This window comes from Burkholderia sp. AW49-1 (assembly GCF_053427845.1).
Genome location: NZ_JBSAXF010000001.1, coordinates 306,495 through 327,862 on the forward strand (window position 1 = coordinate 306,495; position 21,368 = coordinate 327,862).

A 21,368-nucleotide genomic window follows, 5' to 3' on the forward strand; every position below is an offset into this window, starting at 1 on the left:
GATGGTCACAGCGAAAACGGGAATGCCTGATTCACTTTCCCGGACGGGAACGACGGAAAATCAACAGGTTTCGACTGTGGTGCCTCTGTCGCATGGTCATCGGCATGGACGAGAAATTGGCCGTCCGTGAAGCCGAGAATGCCCTTCGGGCTGATTTCAACTTCGGTGCCGCCACCGTTCAATCGGATGCCCTGCTTCGCGGTCAGGTTGATCCAGTCAGTCGTGCTCATCAGTTCAAGTACCTTCTTCGCGACGATCTCGACGTTGTCGCCCTGTGCCTCGATACGCACATTGCCCGACGCCGCAACCAGCTTGATACCGAGCTTGTGGACAAACAGCGAAAACGCCTCCGCGACACTTGCGTAAAACGACTTGCGCGCGGCAATGCCGACGTGACCGCCCGTCGTAAGCGCAAGATTTTCGTCACTCGCAATGTGTGTGCTGCCCGCAGTGGTGGTTTCGATACCGGCCGGACTGGCGAACACCAGATGCGGCGTGCTCATCTCGGGATGCGGCTCATCGCTGGTCGGCGTGCCGCCCCGGATGGCATCGTTCTGCGCCTTGATCGCCGTCGTGACCTCGCTCTGGCCGGCGTCCACCTGCTGCGCTTCATGCTGCTGAGCGAGCCTGGTCAAGCTCAAGTGAATGTCGCGCGCCTGCGTCAGGCGCTGGACCGTCTCGCCCATATCCTTCGCGTGCGACCGCGCACCGTTGCGCGCTTCGGTCGTGATCAGCAGCCCCATCGCCGCGCGCACGACTCCCCACAAGTCGGTGCGAAGATCAAAGCCCTTGCCACGTGCGTCTTGCCGTCCCTTGTTGCCAAGGATGCGCCGCACGAAACCGAGACTCAGTTGCGAGGTGCCGTAGTCGCTCGATAGCTGCGTCTGGATTTCGCCGTTCGTGTCGTCCTGCACGAAGTGATTCGACTGACCGCATTTCAGTCCACGACTGCGGAAGCCCGAAAGCGCCTGATTGTCCGGCAGCGCCCAGGCTGGCTGGTTGAACGCGTTCACCACGCGCCCTGTCACCACCGGCAGGTCAGGGTCGCCGTTGATGTGTTCCACCAGTACTTCCTGGCCGATGCGCGGCAGGTGCGTCGCACCGAACTGGTTGCCCTGCCACGGTGACGATACGCGCACCCAGCAGCTTGACGTGTGATCGTGTGCTCCCAACCGGTCCCAAAGGAACTGGACTTTCACGCGGCCATATGCGTCGGTCCAGATTTCCTGATCCGCAGGGCCGGTTACGACCGCGTATTCCGGGCCGGACGTGCGCGGCTTCGTGAGGGTCTGCGCCGAGCGGAATATTTCGCTCGTGGGCTGGATTTCGAATTCCGTCGTGCAACGGTAGTGCTGGCCGATACCGCTCGCCTGGGCCACTTCCTCAATCGTAAGCGTGCTCGAGACGACCAGATATTCACGATTGGCCGCCTGCTGCGGGCAGCGTTCGAGCGTGAAAGTCTGCCCGGTCACGAGGCCACGCAGATTGCCCAGTCCCTTCGCGCGCAGGCCGGGGCAACGAAGCGCATCCATGCGCACCCGCACCAAATAGTCCGCCTCGCGCGTCGCATCGTTATGCGCCCCGGACAGGCCGCTCACACCGGCCTGCGGCTGCGCGTAGTCGCCCCATCCGTAGTGCTCCTGACCGGCATGCGCGGTGTCGCGCGGGTTTTCATCGCGGCTCGTGAGGTCTGCGCGCGGACCGGTATAGTCGTAATCGACACGCGTGACGCGTCCGGTCGTGAGATGGTTTTCTACCGACAGCTCATGGATGTGCTCTTGATCGATATGCTTGCCACCCGGCCCCTCGTAGCGGATGACACGGTACGCCTCGCCATGCGGTCGGTGCGCGCCAATCGAATCACAGAGGATCAGCCGGTGATGTCCGTTACCATGGTCAAACCAGAAATAGATGCCCCATTCCTGCCACAGGCGGCAGACGAATCCGAAATCGCTCTCCCAGTTTTGCCGTTGAATGTCGCGCTTCGGATAATTCCCGGCCAACCATTTTTCGACCGGAAACATATAGGCGGACAGTACGGCGTCCGTGATCTCCATGACATCCATGTCCTGGAACAGGCGACAGTCCTGGTTCTTCGTGGCAAGCCACAGCCACGGGCGCAGCGTTAGTTCGTACACCATCGCGCGACCTTCCTCGCGCACGAAGCGTGCGGAGGTGACCATGCCGGTGATCTCACGTGTGCCCGCGCCGATATTGCCCATGCCGGTGTTGCCCAGCATGCCGGGAACAAAGTTGCCGACTCCCTCGATCTCGACTAACACTGTGACCTCGGTGCCAATCAGTTTGTCCAGATCGACATTGGCAGTGATGCTCGGTGAGAACGCCAGCGTATCGGCGGTCTTCAGTTCGAGCGTGTAGCAGAACAGCTCGCCAAGCGTTTCGGTACCCGACAGACGTGCCGGCACCAGAACTGGCGTACCGTTGAATACCGGCAGTGCCGCGCCAACAACAGCCAGCGTGCGAGACTGGAGAAAGTCAGGCATGGGGTAGGTCCTTGCAGAAAATCAGCCGCGATGGGCGCGCTTGCCGGTGGCGACGATAGGAAAGGTGCCGCCACACTTCGGGCACGCAACCGGATGGCCGTCAAGCGCGACGGTGATACACGGTGCTTCAGATCGAGGGTCGCCTCGAATATCTTGCCGCCGTGATCGGTCGCATTGCCAAGCTGCGCCGTGTCGCGACCCCGTTCGTTTCATGCAGATTTCTCTTTGGCGTTTACTTTTGTGGCTGTTAAAGCGCCAGACAAGCAGGCTAGCCAACTACACGAAATTGTCGAATAAAACGTGCCCCAAATATTTCTCCATTTTTCATCAAGGCACAATCGGACAATTCTGAAAAATTGTCCTTGAATCAATGCGCCCCGGCCGCTTTACATTGATTGACCTGCGCCAGATTCTGGCTAATATGGCTTCTATCGGGATGGTCAAAATCTGATCCCAAACAAAAAGCCTGCGTGTAGCGGATTTTTTATTTCAAAATCTCTTGGGCGTCGGAGCCGCTCGGCATTCGTATTCGGTTACACGCCTTCCAAGAAGATTGTCTAGAAGCACCTTCGTCGCAACGGACCTCAATCCACTACGCGAGATGCTTACCTAAGCTTTGATTTCGGCCGCCGCGGCAGACGCGGCGGGTTCCGCTTCCCTCTTCCAACCGGGACATTCATGCACATCGATCTGACAGGCAAAACCGCGGTCGTCACCGCTTCCACCGCCGGCATCGGGCTGGCGATCGCCGAAGGGCTCGCGCAGGCGGGCGCGCGTGTCGTCGTCAACGGACGCAGCGACAAGTCGGTCGATGCCGCGCTCGCGCAGCTGCGCAGCGCGGTCCCCGGCGCGGACCTCGACGGCGTCGCCGCCGACCTGTCCGACGCAGCCGGCGTCGCGCGCGTCACGCAGCACACGCCGGAGGCCGACATTCTCGTGAACAACGCGGGCATCTACGGGCTGAAGGCGTTCTTCGACATCGACGACGACGAATGGGCCCATTACTTCCAGATGAACGTGATGTCCGGCGTGCGTCTCGCGCGGCACTACCTGAAGGGGATGCTGGCGCGCAACACCGGCCGCGTCGTGTTCATTTCGTCGGAATCGGGCCTGAACATCCCGGTCGACATGATTCACTACGGGTTCACGAAAACCGCGCAGCTCGCGATCGCGCGCGGCCTCGCGAAACTCGCCGCCGGAACCAACGTGACCGTCAATTCGGTGCTGCCAGGGCCGACGATGTCGGAGGGCGTGCGCGCGCTGCTGAAGGAAACGGCCGACGCGACGGGCCGCAGCATCGACGACGTCGCGGTGGATTTCGTGCGCAGCGAGCGCGCGAGCTCGATCATCCAGCGGCCGGCAACGACGGAGGAAGTCGCGAATCTGGTCGTGTACGTCTGCTCGCCGCAGGCCTCGGCGACGACGGGCGCGGCGTTGCGCGTCGACGGCGGCGTGGTCGACACGATCGCGTGACGACTGCGTGACACGCGCGCGCGGCGCATGGCGGCCGCGCTATCGCGAAGCCGCCTTGTCGGACTGAAGCGTGCCCTTGCGGTCGGCGTCCATGCAGGTATCGAAGCCGTATTGCGTGACGGCACCGGCCTTGTCGAACACGACGAAGTACGCCCGGTGATCGTTGCCGTGCTCGATGAAGTAGTTGTAGCAGACGCCGCTTCCGTTACGGACCATCCACACGCTGCGCGGGTTGCCGCCCGCGCGGACAACGTCGGCGCGCGTCGCGCCGTGCCGCGACGCGGCCCGCGCCAGCGGCGTGCGCGAATACGAGAACGGCAGCCACGAGTCGAACCACGCGCAACCGTGCAGCATCAGGCAGCTGGCGGCCAGCGACAGCGTCGCTGCGGGACGGGACATCGGAATCAATCGCATGCTTGGAAGAATCTGCCGCGCCATGCCGGCGTGATCGAAAGCCCCATGCTACTAGACCTTTGGGTCCGGATCGAAAAGAAATGTAGAGACTTGTGTCCGACGCCGCGCTCGGCGCGACCCGGCGCGCGCCTGATCGTCGCGAACCGTGAAGGCGCCGCGCGGGCTCGCACACGCGTCGATGCCGTTGCGCCGATGGCCCGGATCGGCGCAACGAGCCTCGCCGTCAAGCGACCCACTCGGCCCACAGCATCGTCAGCACCGTCATCAGCGCCGGGCCGACGAACAGTCCGATCAGCCCGAAGGTCTCGGCGCCGCCGAGGATACCGAACAGCACGAGCAGGAACGGCAGGCGGGTCGAGCTGCCGATCAGCACCGGTCGCACGAAATGCTCGGCGACGAACACGACCACGAAGCCGAGCGCCAGAACCACGACGGCCCACGCGGTCGCGCCCTGTACGAACAGCCAGAGCGCCGCGCCGCAGAACACGATCGGCGCGCAGAACGGCAACATCGCGGCGACGGCCGTGACGAGGCCGAGCAACGCCGCGTGCGGAACCCCCGCCAGCGCATACGCGACGCCGAGAATGGCGCCCTCACCCAGCCCGACGACGACCAGCCCCGTCACCGTGCCGTACACGGCCGCGACCATCCGTTCGATGAGGTGCGCGCCGCCGCGGCCGAACGCACGCCGCGCGCCCTGCAGCAACGCACCCGACAACTTGTGGCCGGCCCGCATGATCACGAACAGCGTGACCAGCATGAAGCCGAACTCGAACAGCGCATGCGCGAGCTTCGTGCCGAACTGCCGGCCGAACGCGATGAACTTCTCGCCGCTGGCGCCATGCATCGCGGTGCCCGCGTGCAGCGGATGACCGAGATTGGCCTGCCACCACTCGGTGACCTGCGCGGCACCGTACGGCAACCGGCCGACGACGTCCGGCAGCGGAATGCCGTTGTCCTGGATCGAGTGCAGCCAGATGCGCAGGTCATGCGCCTGCGAGATCGCCTGGCCCAGCGCGATGGCGACCGGCAGCACGACCAGCAGCGACACGCCCGCGGTGATCGCGGTCGCGATCAGGGTTGGCCGGTCGCGAAACCAGCTGTCGGATTCGAAGCGTTTCAGCAACGGCCACAACGCGATCGCGATCACGCAGGCCCACGCGATGGCGGGAAGAAAATCGCGGATCACCCACAGCGCGAGCACCAGCAGCGCCGCATACAGCACGGCGCGGGCGATCTGCTGGGCACGCGGCCGCGCGGCGGATTCCTGGGAAGGCGAGACATGTGCGCGCATGGCACCTCTGTCGAAATGAAAAAATGGCGGTTCGCGCGGGCCGAGGGCCGGTGCGAACCGCCATTCTATCCATCGATACCGCCACGGCACGCGGACGCGATGCCAAGCATTGTCAAATGCATGGCGCGAACGTCGCGCGCGCCGCGCGGTGCGACGTGCGCTCAGGCCACCTTGTCGGCGACGCGATAGCGTTCGAGCCAGTGCGCGTACGGCGCAGGCAGCGTCCACGACGGACGTTCGACGCCGAGCTGTTTGGCCGCGTAGTACGGCCAGTGCGGATCGGCCAGATGCGCGCGGCCGACCATCACGAGGTCGAGCTGCTGTTCGGCGACGACGCGCTCGGCAAGTTGCGGCGTGTCGATCCCCCATGCGGACGACACCGGCAGGCCGGCCTCGCGACGCACGCGTTCCGCGATCGGCGCGAGGAACGCCGGGCCCCACGGAATGCGCGCGTCGGGCGTCGAGAAGCCGACCGACACGCTCAGCATGTCGAGGCCTTCCTGCTTCATCCGCTGCGCGAGCGCGATGGATTCGGCGAGCGTTTCCTCATCGCGGCCGTCGTATTCGATCACGCCGAGACGCGCGGTCAGTGGCAGATGCTCCGGCCAGACCTGGCGGATGGCCTTCAGCGTGTCGACGAGGAAACGGCCGCGGTTTTCGGCCGAACCGCCGTACTCGTCGTCGCGCCGGTTCGAATGCACGGAGAAGAAGCTCTGGCCGAGATAGCCGTGCGCGAAGTGCAGTTCGAGCCATTCGAAGCCGAGGTCGCGGGCACGCTTCGCCGACGCGACGAAGTCGGCCTGCACACGTGCGATGTCGTCGTGCGTCATCGCGCGCGGCATCTTCGGCAAATGCGCGCCGAACGGCACGGCCGACGGAGCGATGGTCTGCCAGCCGCGCGGATCGCCGTCGGCGATGTGGTCATCGCCTTCCCACGGACGGTTCGCGCTCGCCTTGCGGCCCGCATGCGCGATCTGGATGCCCGGCACCGCGCCGGCCGCCTTGATCGCCGCGACCGACGGCGCGAACGCCTCGGCCTGCGCATCGGTCCACAACCCGGCGCAGCCCGGCGTGATGCGGCCTTCCGGCGACACGGCCGTCGCCTCCGCGATCACGAGGCCCGCGCCGCCGCGCGCGATGCCGGCCAGATGCACGTGATGCCAGTCGTTGACGACGCCGTCTTCGGCGACGTACTGGCACATCGGCGGCACCGCGATGCGGTTGCGCAGCGTGACATCCTTCAGTTTGAACGGTTCGAACAGGGCAGACATCCACCACTCCTTTGCTTGGTTCTACGAAACGACTGGATGAGCCGCCGCGCGGTGCGCACGACGGAACGGTTCGGGCCGTCGCCGGGCCGGATGCGCCCGACGACGGAAACGGCCAGGTGCCGGTCATGCCGGCACCGCGCAGGGCTTACTGACGGCCGAGCTTCGCGAGCAGCGCCTCGGCAGCGGGTTCCGACGACGCGGGGTTCTGCCCCGTGATCAGCAACCCGTCGGTGACGACATGCGGCGCCCAGTCGGCGCTGCGCTCGAACTGCGCGCCGTTGGTCTTCAGCATGTCCTCGACGAGGAACGGCACCACTTCCGTCAACTCGACGGCCGCTTCCTCGCTGTTGGTGAAGCCCGTCGCACGCTTGCCGCGCACGACCGATTCGCCGGTCTTCGGATCCTTCACGTGGCGCAGCACGCCCGGCGCGTGGCACACGGCCGCGACCGGCTTGCCCGCCGCCAGCGTGCGCTCGATCAGGCCGATCGAGTGCAGGTCCTCGGCAAGATCCCACAGCGGGCCGTGCCCGCCCGGATAGAACACCGCGTCGTAATCGTCGGCCGAAACGTCGGCCAGCTTGCGCGTGGCCGCGAGCGCGGCCTTGGCCGCCGAATCGGCGTCGAAGCGGCGCGTGGCGTCGGTCTGCGCGGCCGGATCGCTGCTTTTCGGGTCGAGCGGCGGCTGGCCGCCCTTCGGCGATGCGAGCGTCAGCTCGATACCCGCATCCGTGAACGCGTAGTACGGCGCGGCCAGTTCCTCGAGCCAGAAGCCGGTCTTCTTGCCGGTGTCGCCGAGCGTGTCGTGCGAGGTCAGGACTACCAGAATCTTCATGATCGGACACTCCTTCGAAATGGGGAAACGGGGCCGCGTCGCGGCGGCAGCCCATGCGACGCATGCCGCGTGCCGGCGACGACGGCGCGCCTGCCGGTTAGGCCGCCGGCACGCGTCAACGTGCCGGCTCCGGGCCAAAAATATTGCTCAAGTCTATTAGACCAGTCGTCTAGAATCGGCTCGAAAAAAAGCGACGGCATCTCCTGCACCACCAGCATCGCAGCGCGATATGGCATCTTCGCGTCCGGCAGCAGGAACGACGTCGCATTCATGAGGCTGGATGATAGCCCTGGATTAGACCGGTCGTCTAGAAACCTGGCATTCAGCCCTGCCGCCGTCATGGCTTTTGCGCCGGAGCGCGCCCCGCAACGTGCGTAGTCGATCGCGCCCCGCGGGTGCGTGCCGCCGAAACGGCTAGCCGTGCACCGGCCCGTCCGTATCGCCTGCCTCGATCATCGGCATCTCGAGCCGATGGCCGCGCACGCCGTCGGTGAGCAGGCCGAGCATCAGGTCCGCCAGCGCACGCCCGGTTGCATGCCCGGTCGGCTGCACCACCGCCGTCACCGGATGCGGATACGCGACCTCCGGCGGCACCCCGTCATAGACGATGAGCGATATATCCCGCCCCAGCCGCAAGCCGCTGTCGACCAGCGCCCGGAACGCGCCGCCCCCCGAGATGTTGTTGTCGACGAGCAGCGCAGTCGGCCGTTCGGCCTGCGCGAGCAGCGCCTGCACGCCCTGCTGCCCACCGTCGCGCGTGAACGGACACTCGACGAGCAGCGCCGGATCGGGTTCGATGTCGGCCTCGCGCAGCGCCGCGAGATAGCCGGCGCGGCGCTGCATCGCGAAATTCAGCGACAGCGGCGCACTGATCATCGCGATCCGCCGATGACCGAAGCCGATCAGGCGCCGCACCGCATCGCGCGCGCCCGCTTCGTTGTCGAAATCGAACCATGCGTATGGCTCGGCGGCTCGCGTACGGCCATACGCGACATACGGAAACGCATTCGAGCGCAGGTACGCGAGGCGCGGATCGTCGACCAGCGTGCGCGCGACGATCAGCCCGTCGACGAGCCGGCCGTCGACGAGCCGGCGATACGTGTCGAGTTCGGCGTTCGGCCGTGCGGCCGCGATGATGAAGTCGAGATTGCGCTCGCCAAGCCGCTCGGTGATGCCCGCAACGACTTCACCGAAGCGCGGGTCGCCCAGATCGCCGGCTCCGAACGGATACACGATGCCGATCGCATCGGCGCGCCCCGTCGCCAGCCGCCGTGCGGTCGGATCCGCGACATAACCGAGTTCGCGCGCAGCCTTCATCACGCGTTCGCGGGTCGCCTCGCTCACATCGTCGTAGCCGTTCAGCGCCCGACTGACCGTCGTGCGCGACAGTCCGAGCGCATCCGACAGCGCCTTCAGATTCACCTTCACGTCGCTCCTCGCGTTGTGCATGTCATTCGTTCATCCCGCCCATAGCAGCAATTATTCCCGAATGGTAGTTATTACCGTCAAATATTTATCTTTTGACGTCCAAACCGGTTTGAAATAGCATCCAAACCGGTTTGGATATCAACGCCAACTCAGCAGTTCCTTTTCACCGTCAACGGAAACCACGCCGACATGACTTACTTTCCTTTTTACCGCGCGACCGCGGCCAAACGTTTGCTGTTCGCTGGCGCGGCACTGGCCGCCTTCGCGTCCGCGTCATCCGTCGCGCACGCGCAGAGCGCCGGCGCCCCCACGCCCACGCCGCATACGCAGCAGGCCTACGATCCCGAAAGCAACTTCACGATGCGCTGGACCCGCGCGGACATCCGCCAGATCGTCGCGCAGTCGCACACGGCCGGCGCGGACAAGAACTCGCTGCCGCAGTCGCTGACGATGCCGGACATCCCGCAGGATTTCCCGCTGATCAACTCGAACGTATGGGTCTGGGATACCTGGCCGCTGGCCGACCTGCGCGCGAACCAGCTCAGCTACAAGGGCTGGGAGGTGATCTTCTCGCTCACGGCCGATCCGCACGCCGGCTACACGTTCGACGACCGTCACGTCCATGCACGCATCGGCTTCTTCTATCGCCGTGCGGGCATTCCCGCGTCGCAGCGTCCCGCGAACGGCGGCTGGACCTGGGGCGGCCACCTGTTCCCGGACGGCGCGAGCGCCAAGGTGTTCGGCACGTCGCCGATGACCAACAACGCCGAGTGGTCGGGCTCCGCGCGCCTCACGCATGGCGACAACGTCAGCCTGTACTACACCGCGACCTCGTTCAACCGCTCGGCCCCCGGCGGCGCGGACATCACGCCGCCGCAGGCGATCATCACGCGCGCCGACGGCCACATCCATGCCGACGACAAGCACGTGTGGTTCAGCGGCTTCGATGATCACAAGGCGCTGCTGCAACCGGACGGCAACTACTATCAGAGCGGCCAGCAGAACACCTATTTCTCGTTCCGCGATCCGTTCGTGTTCACCGACCCCGCGCATCCGGGCAAGACCTACATGGTGTTCGAAGGCAACACCGGCGGCCAGCGCGGCGCCCGGACCTGCACCGAGGCCGACCTGGGCTACGCGCCGAACGATCCGCACCGCGAAGATCTCAACGCCGTCATGAACTCGGGCGCAGTGTATCAAAAGGCCAACGTCGGCCTGGCGGTCGCGACGAACCCGCAACTGACCGAATGGAAGTTCCTGCCGCCGATCCTGTCGGCGAACTGCGTCGACGACCAGACCGAGCGCCCGCAGATCTATCTGAAGGATGGCAAGTACTACCTGTTCACGATCAGCCACCGCACGACGATGGCCGCAGGCGTCGACGGGCCGGACGGTGTCTACGGCTTCGTCGGCAACGGCATCCGCAGCGACTTCCTGCCGCTGAACGGCGGCAGCGGCCTCGTGCTCGGCAACCCGACCGACTTCTCCGCACCGGCCGGCGCGCCGTATTCGCAGGATCCGAACCAGAACCCGCGCGAATTCCAGTCGTATTCGCACTACGTGATGCCGGGCGGGCTCGTCGAGTCGTTCATCGATGCGATCGGCCCGCGTCGCGGCGGCACGCTCGCGCCGACGGTGAAGGTGAACATCAACGGCACGTCGACGGCGGTCGACCGCACGTACGGACGTGGCGGCCTCGGCGGTTACGGCGACATCCCGGCGAACCTGCCGGCGACGGGCGCCGACCACAACGGCGGCCCCGGCACCCGTCCGTAACGGGTCCGCTACGGACGCAGCGGGCACCGCCCGCCAGCGTCGAGGCGGCGCACATCGCGCGTGTCGCGTGTGTGCCGCCTCCCTCCTTCGCAGAATTGAGCATGCTGCCGTCGCAAGCGGCATGCGCCCTCCTTTCCCGCTTCGCGCGTCGAAGCACGGAACCCCGCATGAGATCGACGTTTCTTCGCTTTTCCCTCCGGATTACCCGGCTGCTGCTCGCGTGTGCGGCAGGCGCGGCCTGCACGCACGCCACCGCCGCGCCCTGCGACGCACCGCCCGGACACGACACGCCGCAATGGCGACCGGCCGTGCACTACACGCCGCAACGCAACTGGATGAACGATCCGAACGGCCTCGTCTACGAGAACGGCCGCTATCACCTGTTCTATCAATACAACCCGCTCGGCCACGACTGGGGCAACATGTCGTGGGGCCATGCGACCAGCACCGATCTCGTCCACTGGCGCGAGCAGCCGGTCGCGATGCGCGCGAACGCGACGGAGGAAATCTTCTCCGGCTCGATCGTCGCCGACACGCGCAACACGTCCGGCCTCGGCGCGCCGGGCGAGACGCCGCTGGTTGCGCTTTACACGAGCGTCTACAAGGACGGCTCGGGTCACGCACCGGGCACGCAGGCGCAATCGCTCGCGTACAGCCTCGATCACGGCGCGACCTGGCGGCCCTACGCGCACAACCCCGTGCTCACGCTCGATCCCGAGTCGAAGCAGTTCCGCGACCCGAAAGTGTCGTGGTACGCGCCGGGAGGCTACTGGCTGATGACGACTGTCGTCGCGGACGCGCAGGTCGTGAAGCTCTATCGATCCGCTGACCTGATTCACTGGTCGTTCCTGAGCGACTTCACGCTGCCGGACGTGCCGCATGCGGGCGTGCTGTGGGAAATGCCCGACCTCGTGCCGCTGCCCGTCGACGACGATCCGCGACACGTCAAGTGGGTGATGATCGTCAACGTCAACCCGTGGTCGATCGCCGGCGGCTCCGGCGCGATGTATTTCGTCGGCGACTTCGACGGTCGCACGTTCACGCCTGACCGCGTCGCGCCGGCCGGTTCCGATCCCGCGCGATTCCGCTGGGTCGATCACGGCGCCGACTTTTACGCCGCCGGCACGTTCTCCGGCGCCCCGGGCGCGCGGCCTGTCGCGATCGCATGGATGAGCAACTGGGATTACGCGGCGAAAATGCCGACGGCGCCCTGGCGCGGCGCCATGACGTTGCCGCGCGAGTTCGCGCTGAAGACGATCGGCGGCGAACCGACGCTCGTCGTGACGCCGGCCGCCGCGTTCGATGCGTGGGCCGACGGGCGGCCCGCCGTGCACGAAGGCAATGTGAACGTCGAGTCCGCCACCCGCGCGCTGCCGGACGCCACGCGCGGCGTCGTCCAGCGCATCACGGTGACGATCGCGCCGCGGCACGCGGCCCGCGCGGGTTTGATCGTGCGAGGATCGGCGGATGGCTCGATCGGCACCCGGATCGTGTACGACACGGCGAAGCGCACGCTGACGCTCGACCGCTCGCGCTCCGGCTCGACGGATTTCGCCGGCACGTTCAGCCGCGAGCACATCGTCGATCTGCCGCTCGATCACGGGCAATTGCGGCTCGAAATCGTCGTCGATCGCGGGTCGGTCGAGGTGTTCGCGAACGGCGGCCGCGTCGCGCTGACGGATCTGATCTTTCCGCCGCTCGATGCGGACCGCGTCGCCGTGTTCGCCGAGCACGGCAGCGCGACGTTCTCGGGGCTGACGGTGACGCAGCTCCACGGACGCGATGGAGCCGACGAGGTTCGTGACGCCTGTGCATCGCGCTAGCGATGCGATCGCACGGCGAGGCTGCACCGCCCGACCTGGCGTCGGGTCGTGCAGCGCCGCCGGTCACACGCTCAAAGCAAGCCCATCCCGCCCGACGCGATGATTTCCGCGCCGACGATGAACGCGGACTCCGGCGCGCTCAGGTGCAGCACCGTCGACGCAATTTCGTCCGGCGTGCCGAACCGGCCGATCGGGACGAGCCCCTTGATCTTCTCGGCCGTCTCGTCGAGCGTCGCCGCGTCGAGCCCGAGCTTGCCGTACAGCGGCGTCTGGACCGGGCCGGGGCTCACCACGTTCACCCGCACGCCGTGCGGCAGCAGCTCCGTCGACAACGTCTTCGCGAACGAATTGACGGCCGCCTTGCTCGCCGCGTACAAGGACGAGCCCGGCATCCCGATATGCGCGTTGATCGAGCCGTTGATCACGATCGACGCGCCGCGGTTCAGCAGCGGCACGAGCGCCTGGATCTGGAAATAGGCGCCCTTCACGTTCGTGTCGAACACGAGGTCCCACAACGCCTCGTCGATATCCGCGAACGGCGCGAGTTTCGCGACGCCTGCGTTGACGAACACGGCGTCGAGCCGTGCGCCGGAGGCCGCGATCGCGTCCGCCAGCGCCCGCGCCGACGCGACGCTGCCGGCCTCGTTGCGGATCGCGAGCGCGCCGTCGCCGAGCGACGCGCGCGCGGCGGCGAGCGTCTGCTCGTCGCGACCGGTGATGATGACCCGCGCGCCTTCGGCCGCGAATGCCCGTGCGGCCGCCAGGCCGATGCCGCTGTTGCCGCCCGTGACGAGGACCGTTTTTCCTTCGAAGCGTTGCATGATGTTCTCCTGTGAACCGGTGAGTTGATCGTGAACACAGGATGCGCGCGGCGCCCGCCCTTGCCGTACGACCGGCGCGGCGGTCACGTTCGAAATCTTCGAACGTGTTTGTCGGGACCTGTCCGTCCGTTGCGCGGCTGACGCACTCAGCCCGACACGTCGATCCCGTCGAGCAGGCGCTGCGCGAGCCGCGGTTCGCGCAGTTGCTCCAGCCACCACTCCAGCGCGCGGCCGTCGCGGTCGCCACGCCACGCGACGTAGAGCACGTTCGGTTCGCGCGGATCGGCCGTTTCCTTCTCGACGAGCTCGCCGCGCGCGAGCAGCGACGCAACCCGCCGGCGCGGCACCCAGCCGACGCCGAGCCCGTCGCGCTGCGCGAGGATCTTCGCGCGCATCGACGGCACCGCGAGCACCGCCTGCCCGCCGAGCAGCCCGTACGCGCGGCCGACGGCCCGCCGCGACGAATCGGCGACGACGACCGCGCGATGCGCACAGATCGCGTCGCGGGTCAGCCGCTCGCTTGCCGCGGCCAGCGGATGGCGCGGCGATACGGCGAACACCCATTCCATCGCGCCGAGCTCGAACCATTTGAAACCCGGAATCGCCGGCGGCTCGTTGGTCGCGCCGACGACGAGATCCGCTCGACCGTCGCGCAACGCTTCCCAGGTGCCGCCGAGCACTTCGTGCGTGAAGCGCAGCGACACGCCCGATTCGAGCGCGTCGAATGCGCGGACGACCGGCAGCAGCGTATCGAACTCCAGCACCTCGTCGCTGACGATCCACAGCCGGTCCTCCCAGCCGCTCGCGACCTGCCGCACGCGCTGCGTGAGCCGCGCGACGTCCAGTGCGAGGCGCGACGCCTCGTCGGTCAGCAACTGGCCGGCCGGCGTGAGCTGCAGCCGGTAGCCGCGCCGGTCGAACAGCAGCGCGTCGAAGCGCGTTTCGAGCTGCCGCGCCGCGTGCGATATGGTCGACGGCGCCTTGCCGAGCCGCGCGGCCGCCCGCGACAGGCTGCCGGTGGCGCGGATCGCATCGAGCAGCGCGAGTTCGTCTTCGGACAGCATGGGGCCACTCCGGTCGGGGATTGTGATGGATCGTAAGGCACCGGCGGGCGGCGGTCCAATCGAATGGGGCCGTGCGGCTGCGTTCGGCGGATGCCGGGCCGGCCACGAACTTCCGGTATGCTCGTCGACATCAAATCGCCCGATTCAAGGTAACCACTGCGATGGACATCGCGATCCGCATCGAAGGCCGTCACGACCTCACCGGGCAAATCTTTCGGCAGCTGCGCACCGCGATCGTCGACGGGCGACTCGAAGGCGGCGCCCGGCTGCCGTCGACGCGCGACCTCGCCAGGCAGCTCGGCGTGTCGCGCAAGACGACGCTCGACGCGTTCGAGCGTCTCGTCGCCGAGGGCTTCCTGAACACGCGCGCGGGCGACGGCACGTTCGTCGCCGACGGCCTCGCGCGGGTGCCGCACGCGGCAGACTCCACGCCGTCGCTCGTCGAGGCCGCACGGCCCGTCCATGCCGTCGACGCACGCGCGCTGTGGGACGAACTGCCCGACGCGCTCGCGATGCCCGCGCCGCAGGATACGCCCGCGTTCGACTTCCGCGGCGGCGTGACCGACAAGACGCTGTTCCCGTTCGACGCGTGGCGCCGCTGCCTGCATCACGCGTTGCGCCAGCAGGCGCGCGGCCCCGGCCAGTACCACGATCCGGCCGGCGATCCGCAGTTGCGCGGCGCGATCGCGCGCTACGTCGCGTTCAGCCGCGCGGTCGCGTGCGGCTGGGACGACGTGCTCGTCACGCAAGGCGCGCAACAGGCGCTCGACCTGATCGCGCGCGTGGTCGTGCGGCCGGGCGATGTCGTCGCGGTCGAGAATCCAGGCTATCCGCCGGCGCGCGCGGCGTTCGCGTCGCTCGGCGCGACGGTGATCGGCGTGCCGGTCGATGCGCACGGCCTCATCATCGAGCGGCTGCCCGACGACGCGCGCCTCGTCTACGTGACGCCGTCGCACCAGTTCCCGCTCGGAATGCCGATGACGCTGGACCGGCGGGTCGCGCTGCTCGAATGGGCGCAGCGACGCCGCGCGGTGATCATCGAGGACGATTACGACGGCGAATTCCGCTTCGAAGGCCGGCCGGTGGAGTCGCTGAAGAGCCTCGACCGCACGGGCCTCGTCGCGTACGTCGGCACGTTCTCGAAGACGATCTTTCCCGAACTGCGGATCGGCTACGCGATTCCGCCGCGCGCGCTGCGCGGCGCGCTCGCCAAGGCGAAGCAGATCGTCGACTGGCATACCTGCACGCTCACGCAGGCGGCGCTCGCGCGCTTCATGCACGAAGGCGATTTCGCGCGACACCTGCGGCGCGTGCAGAAGCACTACGACGCGCGCCGCAAGATGCTGCTCGCGCATTTGCGCGGCAGCCTCGCGCCGTGGTTCGACCCGATCGTGCCGACTGCCGGCATCCACCTCGCCGCGCACCTGAAACCGGGGCTCGACGAAGCCGCGCTGGTTCGTGCCGCCCGCGAGCACGACATCGGCCTGTACGGAATCTCGGCGTTCCACGTCGGCTCGGCGGCGCGCGCGGGGCTGCTGTTCGGCTACGGCGGGATCGACGCGCTGCGCATCGACGCCGCGCTCGCGAAACTGGCCGCGCTACTGGGCTCGGGCAACATCGGTGGCGCGACACTGGTTACCTGAATTTTCCCGGAATTGGCCATTCAAGCAGACCAGTAGCCCGCTTAAAGTGGGTCCTGTCGCGCCGCCGTGCGCATCAACCGAAAAAGGACCTGCCATGCAACCGCGCCTGAACTTCTATACCGCCAGCCCGAACGCCATCAAGGTGATGCGCAACGCCGAGGAATTCATCGCGAAAAGCTCGATCGAGAAGCCGCTCGCCGAACTCGTCCGGCTGCGCGCGTCGCAGATCAACGGCTGTGCGTTCTGCGTCGACATGCATACCACCGATGCGCGCAAGGGCGGCGAGACCGATCGCCGCCTGGCGACGGTCGTCGTCTGGCGCGAAACGCCGTTCTTCACCGAGCGCGAACGTGCGGCGCTGGAGTGGACCGAAGCGCTGACGCTGATCGCCGACAACCACGTGCCGGATGCCGTCTGGGAAGCCGTGAAGCCGCACTTCAACGACACGGAGCTGTTCGAGCTGTCGATGCTGATCGCGACGATCAACACGTGGAACCGCTTCGCGATCGCGTTCCGCAAGATGCCCGAGTAAGGAGACGGCGATCATGCGCTCCCGCTCCACGCTCCGCCGCGCGATGCTGTGCACGTCGCTCGCGCTCGTCGCCGCGCTGCCGGCCGCCGCCATTGCGCAGGACACCGGCGACAACGTGCACGCGATCATGCAACAGGCCGTGCCCGAAGCGCCCGGCAAGCTCGCCGTCGTCGCGACCGTCGACTATGCGCCTGGTCAGGCGTCCGAAGCGCACAGGCATCTTGGCTCGGTGTTCGCGGTCGTGTCGAAAGGCGAAGTGCTGTCGCAGGTGAACGACGGCCCGGTGCGCCGCTATCGCGCCGGCGAAGGCTGGTACGAGCCGCCCGGTTCGCGCCATCAGGTGTCGCGCAATGCGAGCGCGACCGAGCCCGCGCAACTCGTCGTGTTCGGGCTGACGGGCGAGCACCAGCCGCTGAAGTCGCCGATCGATCAGTGACGACGTTCGGGGGTGCGTGCCGTGTCGGGCACGCACCCGTGACGCGCGGCCGCCTCGCCAGCCTCGGGCGCGGCCGCTCCGCCAATTCTTCCATCGGTTCCCCCCGGTTTCCCCATTAGCCGCTTCCTACATTCCGCCACTGGCATACGCCCCTTCGTCACGCCGCCTCCCCGCTCGTCCGCACCGCCGTTCGACGCACCCCTGATCTCGATCAACGCGGGCGAAAACCCCTCCTTGAAATTAACTAACCCATCAATTAGCGTCGTCTGCATGAACGCGACATCCACCGTCGCCAGGCCGCGCGGGCGCCGCCCGTCGGTGGACGACTTCGACCTGCGCGACCACATGCTCGACGTCGCGATGCAGTTGTTCGCCGAGCGTGGCATCGCGGCGACGACGGTCGCGCAGATCGCCTCGGCTGCCGGCGTCACGTCGGCGATGGTCCATTACTACTTCACGAATCGCGAGCAGTTGCTCGACGCGATCGTCGAGGAGCGGCTCGCGCAGGTCATCGCGTTCGTGTGGCGGCCAATCGCCCCGCAGATCGAAGACGATCCGTTCGCGCTCGTCGCCGAACTCGTCGACCGTTTCTTCGACGTCACGCATCGCATGCCGTGGCTGCCGTCGATCTGGCTGCGCGAGATCGTCCACGAAGGCGGCCTGCTGCGAGAGCGGATGATCCGGCGCATTCCGCTCGAGCACGTCGGGCGCTTTGCCGAGCGCATCCGCGCCGCGCAGCAGGCAGGCACGCTGAACCCCGCGCTCGAACCCGCATTCCTGTTCCATTCGATCATTGCGCTCGTGATGCTGCCGCTCGCGACCGCGAAGCTGTGGCAAAGCGCGCGCGGCCTGCCGCCGGTCGATCGCGACGTGCTGCATCGCCACGTCCGCGCGCTGCTCGGTTCCGGCCTGCACCCGCCCGCCGCCACGCCGGATGCCGGCGCATGTTCGCCCCGGAGGCCGTCGTGAACGTGTCCCGTCCGCTGCCGCTCGCACTGGCCGCCGTCGTCGCGCTGCTCGCCGGCTGCGGACGGCCGGCGAACGACGTGGCAACTTATCAAGGCTACGTCGAAGGCGAATTCGTGTACCTGTCGTCGTCGCAAGCGGGCACGCTGACGCAGTTGTCGGTCGAACGCGGCCAGGCCGTCGCGGCCGGTATGCCGGTGTTTTCGCTCGAAGCCGACAACGAAACGGCCGCATTGCTGCAGGCGCAGCACCAGCTCGCGGCCGCGCGCGCGCAACTTGCCGACCTGCAGACCGGCAAGCGCGCGCCGGAAGTCGCGGTCACGCGGGCCCAGCTCGAGCAGGCCATCGCACAGGCCGCGCGGGCCGCCGCGCAACGCGCGCGCGACGAGCGCCAATACGCGGCCGGCGGTCTGTCGAAGCAGCAGCTCGACGATTCGAGCACGTCCGCGCAGACCACCGCCGCGCAGGTGCGCGAGTTGCAGAACCAGGTCGACGTCGCGCGCCTGCCGGGACGCGCGCAACAGGTGGCCGCCCAGGCCGCGCAGGTCGAGGCCGCGCAGGCGGCCGTCGCCGAAGCGCAATGGAAGCTCGACCAGAAGCGCGTCGCCGCGCCCGCCGCCGGGCGTGTGTACGACACGCTGTATCGCGTCGGCGAATGGGTGCAGGCCGGCAATCCGGTCGTGCAGATGCTGCCGCCGCAAAACCTGAAGGTGCGGTTCTTCGTGCCGGAAGCCGCCCTCGCATCGATCGCCCCGGGGCGCACCGTCGCGATCCGCTGCGACGGCTGCCGCGCCGACGTACCCGCACACATCACTTACGTGTCGCGCGAGGCCGAATACACGCCGCCCGTGATCTACAGCAACGAGAGCCGGACCAAACTCGTGTTCATGGTCGAAGCGCGCCCCGCCGTCGCCGACGCGCCGAAGCTGCACCCGGGCCAGCCCGTCGCCGTGAGGATGCGATGAACGCGCCACCCGTTCCGTACGCGATCGACGTCGACCGCCTGAACAAGCGCTTCGGCGACAAGCACGTCGTGAAGGACGTATCGCTGCGCGTCGCGCGCGGCGAGATTTTCGGTTTTCTCGGGCCGAACGGCAGCGGCAAGACGACGTCGATCCGCATGATGTGCGGCCTGCTCACGCCCGACTCGGGCAGCGGCACCTGCCTCGGCTACGACATCGTGCGCGACAGCGCGCAGATCAAGCGGCGCGTCGGCTACATGACGCAGCGCTTCTCGTACTGGGAAGACCTGTCGATCCGCGAGAACCTCGATTTCGTCGCACGCGTGTACGGGATGCCCGATCGCCGGGCGGCCGTCTCGCGCGCGCTCGACGGGCTCGGCCTCGCGAGCCGCGCGGACCAGCTCACGGGCGCGCTGTCGGGCGGCTGGAAGCAGCGTCTCGCGCTCGCCGCGTGCATGCTGCACGAGCCGGAACTGCTGCTGCTCGACGAACCGACGGCCGGCGTCGATCCGGCCGCGCGCCGCGACTTCTGGGAAGAACTGCACCGGCTGGCCGCGCAAGGCATCTCGGTACTCGTCAGCACGCACTACATGGACGAAGCCGAACGCTGCCACAAGCTCGCGTACATCGCGTCCGGCGAACTCCTCGCGCAGGGCACGTCCGAGGAGATCGTCGCGTCGCAGCACCTGTCGACACGCTCGGTCACCGGCGGGCATCTGGCCGAGCTGTCCGCGCGCCTGCGCACAATGCCGGGCGTCGACCAGACGGTCGTGTTCGGTTCGACGCTGCACGTGAGCGGCCGCGATCGCGCGCTGCTCGACGCAACGCTCGCGCAGGTCGCGGCGCAAGCCGACGCGCAGACGGACGATCGCGCGCCGCTGCAGGTCGCACCCATCGACACCGGGCTCGAAGACGTCTTCATCTACATGATGGGCCGCGCGTCCGGGCCGCCCGGCGGAGCGGCGACATGAACGCGTGGACGGGCCTGCGCGAATCGTTCTCGGTCGCGCGCTGGTGGAGCATCGTGCTGAAGGAATTCCTGCAGCTGCGGCGCGACCGCGTGACGTTCGCGATGATCGTCGGCGTGCCGATCATCCAGCTCGCGCTGTTCGGCTTCGCGATCAACACCGACCCGAAGCATCTGCCGACCGCGGTGATCGTCGCCGACTCGAGCCCGTTCGCGCGCAGCTTTATCGCCGCGATGCGCAATTCGGCGTACTTCGACATCGTCGCGACGCTGCCCGACGAATCGGCCGGCCGGCATGCGCTCGCCCGTGGCGACGTGCAGTTCGTGCTGAGCGTGCCGGCCGATTTCTCGAAGCGGCTGCTGCGCGGCGAGCGTCCGTCGCTGCTCGTCGAGGCGGACGCGACCGATCCCGTCGCGACCGCGTCGGCGATCGGCGCGCTGCCGGGCCTCGTGCAACCCGTCGCCGACAAGGACCTGACCGGCCCGCTCGCGCACCTGAACGGCCGCCCGGCCGCGTTCGACGTCGTGCTGCACCGCCTGTACAACCCCGAGGGCATCACGCAGTACAACGTCGTGCCGGGCCTGATGGGCGTGATCCTGACGATGACGATGGTGATGATGACGGGCCTCGCGATCACGCGCGAACGCGAGCGCGGCACGATGGAGAACCTGCTGGCGACGCCCGTGCGGCCGCTGGAGGTGATGACGGGGAAGATCGTCCCGTACGTGTTCATCGGGTTGATCCAGGTGTCGATCATCCTCGCCGCCGCGCGCTACGTGTTCGACGTGCCGTTCGTCGGCGGCGTGTTCGCAATCTACCTGTCCGCGCTGCTGTTCATCGCGGCCAACCTCACGGTCGGTATCACGCTGTCGTCGCTCGCGCAGAACCAGCTGCAGGCGATGCAGCTCGCGGTGTTCTACTTCCTGCCGAACATCCTGCTGTCGGGCTTCATGTTTCCGTTCGCCGGGATGCCGAGGTGGGCGCAATTCATCGGCAACCTGCTGCCGCTCACCTACTTCAACCGCCTCGTGCGCGGCATCCTGCTCAAAGGCAACGGCTGGGCCGACCTGTGGCCGTCCGTGTGGCCGGTCGCGCTCTTCACGCTCGTCGTGATGGGCATCGCGCTGCGCTTCTACCGGCGCACGCTCGACTAGGGGCCGC

General features: G+C 67.4%; 18 protein-coding genes. 10 read left to right on the forward strand and 8 right to left on the reverse strand.

Features of this window, described 5'->3' with window-relative positions:
* Positions 1–5 precede the first annotated feature (5 nt).
* Positions 6–2,504, reverse strand: coding sequence for a type VI secretion system Vgr family protein (locus ACV22W_RS01285; RefSeq protein WP_448017376.1), 2,499 nt, complete (start codon positions 2,502–2,504; stop codon positions 6–8).
* A 678-nt stretch (positions 2,505–3,182) separates the two neighbouring features.
* Between ACV22W_RS01285 and ACV22W_RS01290 the strand changes: the two genes are divergently transcribed.
* Entirely contained in the window at positions 3,183–3,977 is a 795-nt protein-coding gene (locus ACV22W_RS01290; RefSeq protein ID WP_448017377.1) for an SDR family NAD(P)-dependent oxidoreductase, read from the forward strand.
* Between the two features lie 39 nt (positions 3,978–4,016).
* On the opposite strand, the gene ACV22W_RS01295 is transcribed toward ACV22W_RS01290, so the two are convergent.
* The 5 genes from ACV22W_RS01295 to ACV22W_RS01315 form a co-directional block, all read right to left on the reverse strand.
* Positions 4,017–4,391, reverse strand: a complete 375-nt coding sequence (locus ACV22W_RS01295; RefSeq protein WP_059525704.1) for a hypothetical protein — start codon at positions 4,389–4,391, stop codon at positions 4,017–4,019.
* Between the two features lie 223 nt (positions 4,392–4,614).
* Entirely contained in the window at positions 4,615–5,685 is a 1,071-nt protein-coding gene (locus ACV22W_RS01300) for an AI-2E family transporter (protein ID WP_059689999.1), read from the reverse strand.
* Positions 5,686–5,846: 161 nt separating this feature from the next.
* On the reverse strand, positions 5,847–6,956 hold the full coding sequence (locus tag ACV22W_RS01305; RefSeq protein WP_448017378.1) for an NADH:flavin oxidoreductase/NADH oxidase: 1,110 nt from the start codon (positions 6,954–6,956) through the stop codon (positions 5,847–5,849).
* A gap of 145 nt (positions 6,957–7,101) precedes the next feature.
* The gene (locus ACV22W_RS01310) at positions 7,102–7,788 is read right to left on the reverse strand and encodes a type 1 glutamine amidotransferase domain-containing protein (protein WP_448017379.1); all 687 of its coding nucleotides are present in this window, start codon (positions 7,786–7,788) and stop codon (positions 7,102–7,104) included.
* Positions 7,789–8,202: 414 nt separating this feature from the next.
* Positions 8,203–9,237, reverse strand: a complete 1,035-nt coding sequence (locus ACV22W_RS01315) for a substrate-binding domain-containing protein (protein WP_448017380.1) — start codon at positions 9,235–9,237, stop codon at positions 8,203–8,205.
* A gap of 168 nt (positions 9,238–9,405) precedes the next feature.
* Between ACV22W_RS01315 and ACV22W_RS01320 the strand changes: the two genes are divergently transcribed.
* A complete protein-coding gene (locus ACV22W_RS01320; RefSeq protein ID WP_448017381.1) occupies positions 9,406–10,992 on the forward strand; it encodes a glycoside hydrolase family 68 protein in 1,587 nt (528 codons plus the stop codon).
* Positions 10,993–11,159: 167 nt separating this feature from the next.
* Positions 11,160–12,815 carry a glycoside hydrolase family 32 protein gene (locus tag ACV22W_RS01325; protein WP_448017382.1) on the forward strand — a complete coding sequence of 552 codons (1,656 nt, stop codon included), beginning with the start codon at positions 11,160–11,162 and terminating at the stop codon, positions 12,813–12,815.
* A 71-nt stretch (positions 12,816–12,886) separates the two neighbouring features.
* On the opposite strand, the gene ACV22W_RS01330 is transcribed toward ACV22W_RS01325, so the two are convergent.
* A complete protein-coding gene (locus tag ACV22W_RS01330) occupies positions 12,887–13,636 on the reverse strand; it encodes an SDR family oxidoreductase (RefSeq protein WP_448017383.1) in 750 nt (249 codons plus the stop codon).
* Between the two features lie 146 nt (positions 13,637–13,782).
* Positions 13,783–14,700 (reverse strand): LysR family transcriptional regulator, encoded by a 918-nt coding sequence (locus tag ACV22W_RS01335; RefSeq protein ID WP_448017384.1) that lies wholly within the window; start codon positions 14,698–14,700, stop codon positions 13,783–13,785.
* Positions 14,701–14,861: 161 nt separating this feature from the next.
* On the opposite strand from ACV22W_RS01335, the gene pdxR reads away from it, so the two are divergent.
* From pdxR to ACV22W_RS01370, 7 genes are all read left to right on the forward strand, one after another.
* On the forward strand, positions 14,862–16,343 hold the full coding sequence (pdxR, locus tag ACV22W_RS01340; RefSeq protein WP_448017385.1) for a MocR-like pyridoxine biosynthesis transcription factor PdxR: 1,482 nt from the start codon (positions 14,862–14,864) through the stop codon (positions 16,341–16,343).
* Between the two features lie 94 nt (positions 16,344–16,437).
* Positions 16,438–16,875, forward strand: a complete 438-nt coding sequence (locus ACV22W_RS01345) for a carboxymuconolactone decarboxylase family protein (RefSeq protein ID WP_059689991.1) — start codon at positions 16,438–16,440, stop codon at positions 16,873–16,875.
* 13 nt (positions 16,876–16,888) lie between these two features.
* The gene (locus tag ACV22W_RS01350; RefSeq protein ID WP_448017386.1) at positions 16,889–17,311 is read left to right on the forward strand and encodes a cupin domain-containing protein; all 423 of its coding nucleotides are present in this window, start codon (positions 16,889–16,891) and stop codon (positions 17,309–17,311) included.
* Positions 17,312–17,581: 270 nt separating this feature from the next.
* The gene (locus tag ACV22W_RS01355) at positions 17,582–18,280 is read left to right on the forward strand and encodes a TetR/AcrR family transcriptional regulator (RefSeq protein ID WP_448017387.1); all 699 of its coding nucleotides are present in this window, start codon (positions 17,582–17,584) and stop codon (positions 18,278–18,280) included.
* Positions 18,256–19,242, forward strand: coding sequence for an HlyD family secretion protein (locus tag ACV22W_RS01360; protein WP_448017388.1), 987 nt, complete (start codon positions 18,256–18,258; stop codon positions 19,240–19,242). The genes ACV22W_RS01355 and ACV22W_RS01360 overlap by 25 nt, the downstream gene beginning before the upstream one ends.
* Positions 19,239–20,210 (forward strand): ABC transporter ATP-binding protein, encoded by a 972-nt coding sequence (locus ACV22W_RS01365; RefSeq protein WP_448017389.1) that lies wholly within the window; start codon positions 19,239–19,241, stop codon positions 20,208–20,210. Before ACV22W_RS01360 ends, ACV22W_RS01365 begins: the two co-directional genes overlap by 4 nt.
* Complete coding sequence (locus ACV22W_RS01370) at positions 20,207–21,361, forward strand: ABC transporter permease (RefSeq protein ID WP_448017390.1); 1,155 nt, start codon at positions 20,207–20,209, stop codon at positions 21,359–21,361. The genes ACV22W_RS01365 and ACV22W_RS01370 overlap by 4 nt, the downstream gene beginning before the upstream one ends.
* Positions 21,362–21,368: the final 7 nt, after the last annotated feature.

What these genes read in the sequence shown, in the direction of transcription:
- pdxR (WP_448017385.1), top strand. Translation starts at nt 14,862, where the DNA reads ATGGACATCGCGATCCGCATCGAAGGCCGTCACGACCTCACCGGGCAA.
- ACV22W_RS01360 (WP_448017388.1), top strand. Translation starts at nt 18,256, where the DNA reads ATGTTCGCCCCGGAGGCCGTCGTGAACGTGTCCCGTCCGCTGCCGCTC.
- ACV22W_RS01355 (WP_448017387.1), top strand. Translation starts at nt 17,582, where the DNA reads ATGAACGCGACATCCACCGTCGCCAGGCCGCGCGGGCGCCGCCCGTCG.
- ACV22W_RS01365 (WP_448017389.1), top strand. Translation starts at nt 19,239, where the DNA reads ATGAACGCGCCACCCGTTCCGTACGCGATCGACGTCGACCGCCTGAAC.
- ACV22W_RS01310 (WP_448017379.1), bottom strand. Translation starts at nt 7,788, where the DNA reads ATGAAGATTCTGGTAGTCCTGACCTCGCACGACACGCTCGGCGACACC.
- ACV22W_RS01350 (WP_448017386.1), top strand. Translation starts at nt 16,889, where the DNA reads ATGCGCTCCCGCTCCACGCTCCGCCGCGCGATGCTGTGCACGTCGCTC.
- ACV22W_RS01300 (WP_059689999.1), bottom strand. Translation starts at nt 5,685, where the DNA reads ATGCGCGCACATGTCTCGCCTTCCCAGGAATCCGCCGCGCGGCCGCGT.
- ACV22W_RS01335 (WP_448017384.1), bottom strand. Translation starts at nt 14,700, where the DNA reads ATGCTGTCCGAAGACGAACTCGCGCTGCTCGATGCGATCCGCGCCACC.
- ACV22W_RS01290 (WP_448017377.1), top strand. Translation starts at nt 3,183, where the DNA reads ATGCACATCGATCTGACAGGCAAAACCGCGGTCGTCACCGCTTCCACC.
- ACV22W_RS01285 (WP_448017376.1), bottom strand. Translation starts at nt 2,504, where the DNA reads ATGCCTGACTTTCTCCAGTCTCGCACGCTGGCTGTTGTTGGCGCGGCA.
- ACV22W_RS01320 (WP_448017381.1), top strand. Translation starts at nt 9,406, where the DNA reads ATGACTTACTTTCCTTTTTACCGCGCGACCGCGGCCAAACGTTTGCTG.
- ACV22W_RS01305 (WP_448017378.1), bottom strand. Translation starts at nt 6,956, where the DNA reads ATGTCTGCCCTGTTCGAACCGTTCAAACTGAAGGATGTCACGCTGCGC.
- ACV22W_RS01315 (WP_448017380.1), bottom strand. Translation starts at nt 9,237, where the DNA reads ATGCACAACGCGAGGAGCGACGTGAAGGTGAATCTGAAGGCGCTGTCG.
- ACV22W_RS01330 (WP_448017383.1), bottom strand. Translation starts at nt 13,636, where the DNA reads ATGCAACGCTTCGAAGGAAAAACGGTCCTCGTCACGGGCGGCAACAGC.
- ACV22W_RS01295 (WP_059525704.1), bottom strand. Translation starts at nt 4,391, where the DNA reads ATGCGATTGATTCCGATGTCCCGTCCCGCAGCGACGCTGTCGCTGGCC.
- ACV22W_RS01370 (WP_448017390.1), top strand. Translation starts at nt 20,207, where the DNA reads ATGAACGCGTGGACGGGCCTGCGCGAATCGTTCTCGGTCGCGCGCTGG.
- ACV22W_RS01345 (WP_059689991.1), top strand. Translation starts at nt 16,438, where the DNA reads ATGCAACCGCGCCTGAACTTCTATACCGCCAGCCCGAACGCCATCAAG.
- ACV22W_RS01325 (WP_448017382.1), top strand. Translation starts at nt 11,160, where the DNA reads ATGAGATCGACGTTTCTTCGCTTTTCCCTCCGGATTACCCGGCTGCTG.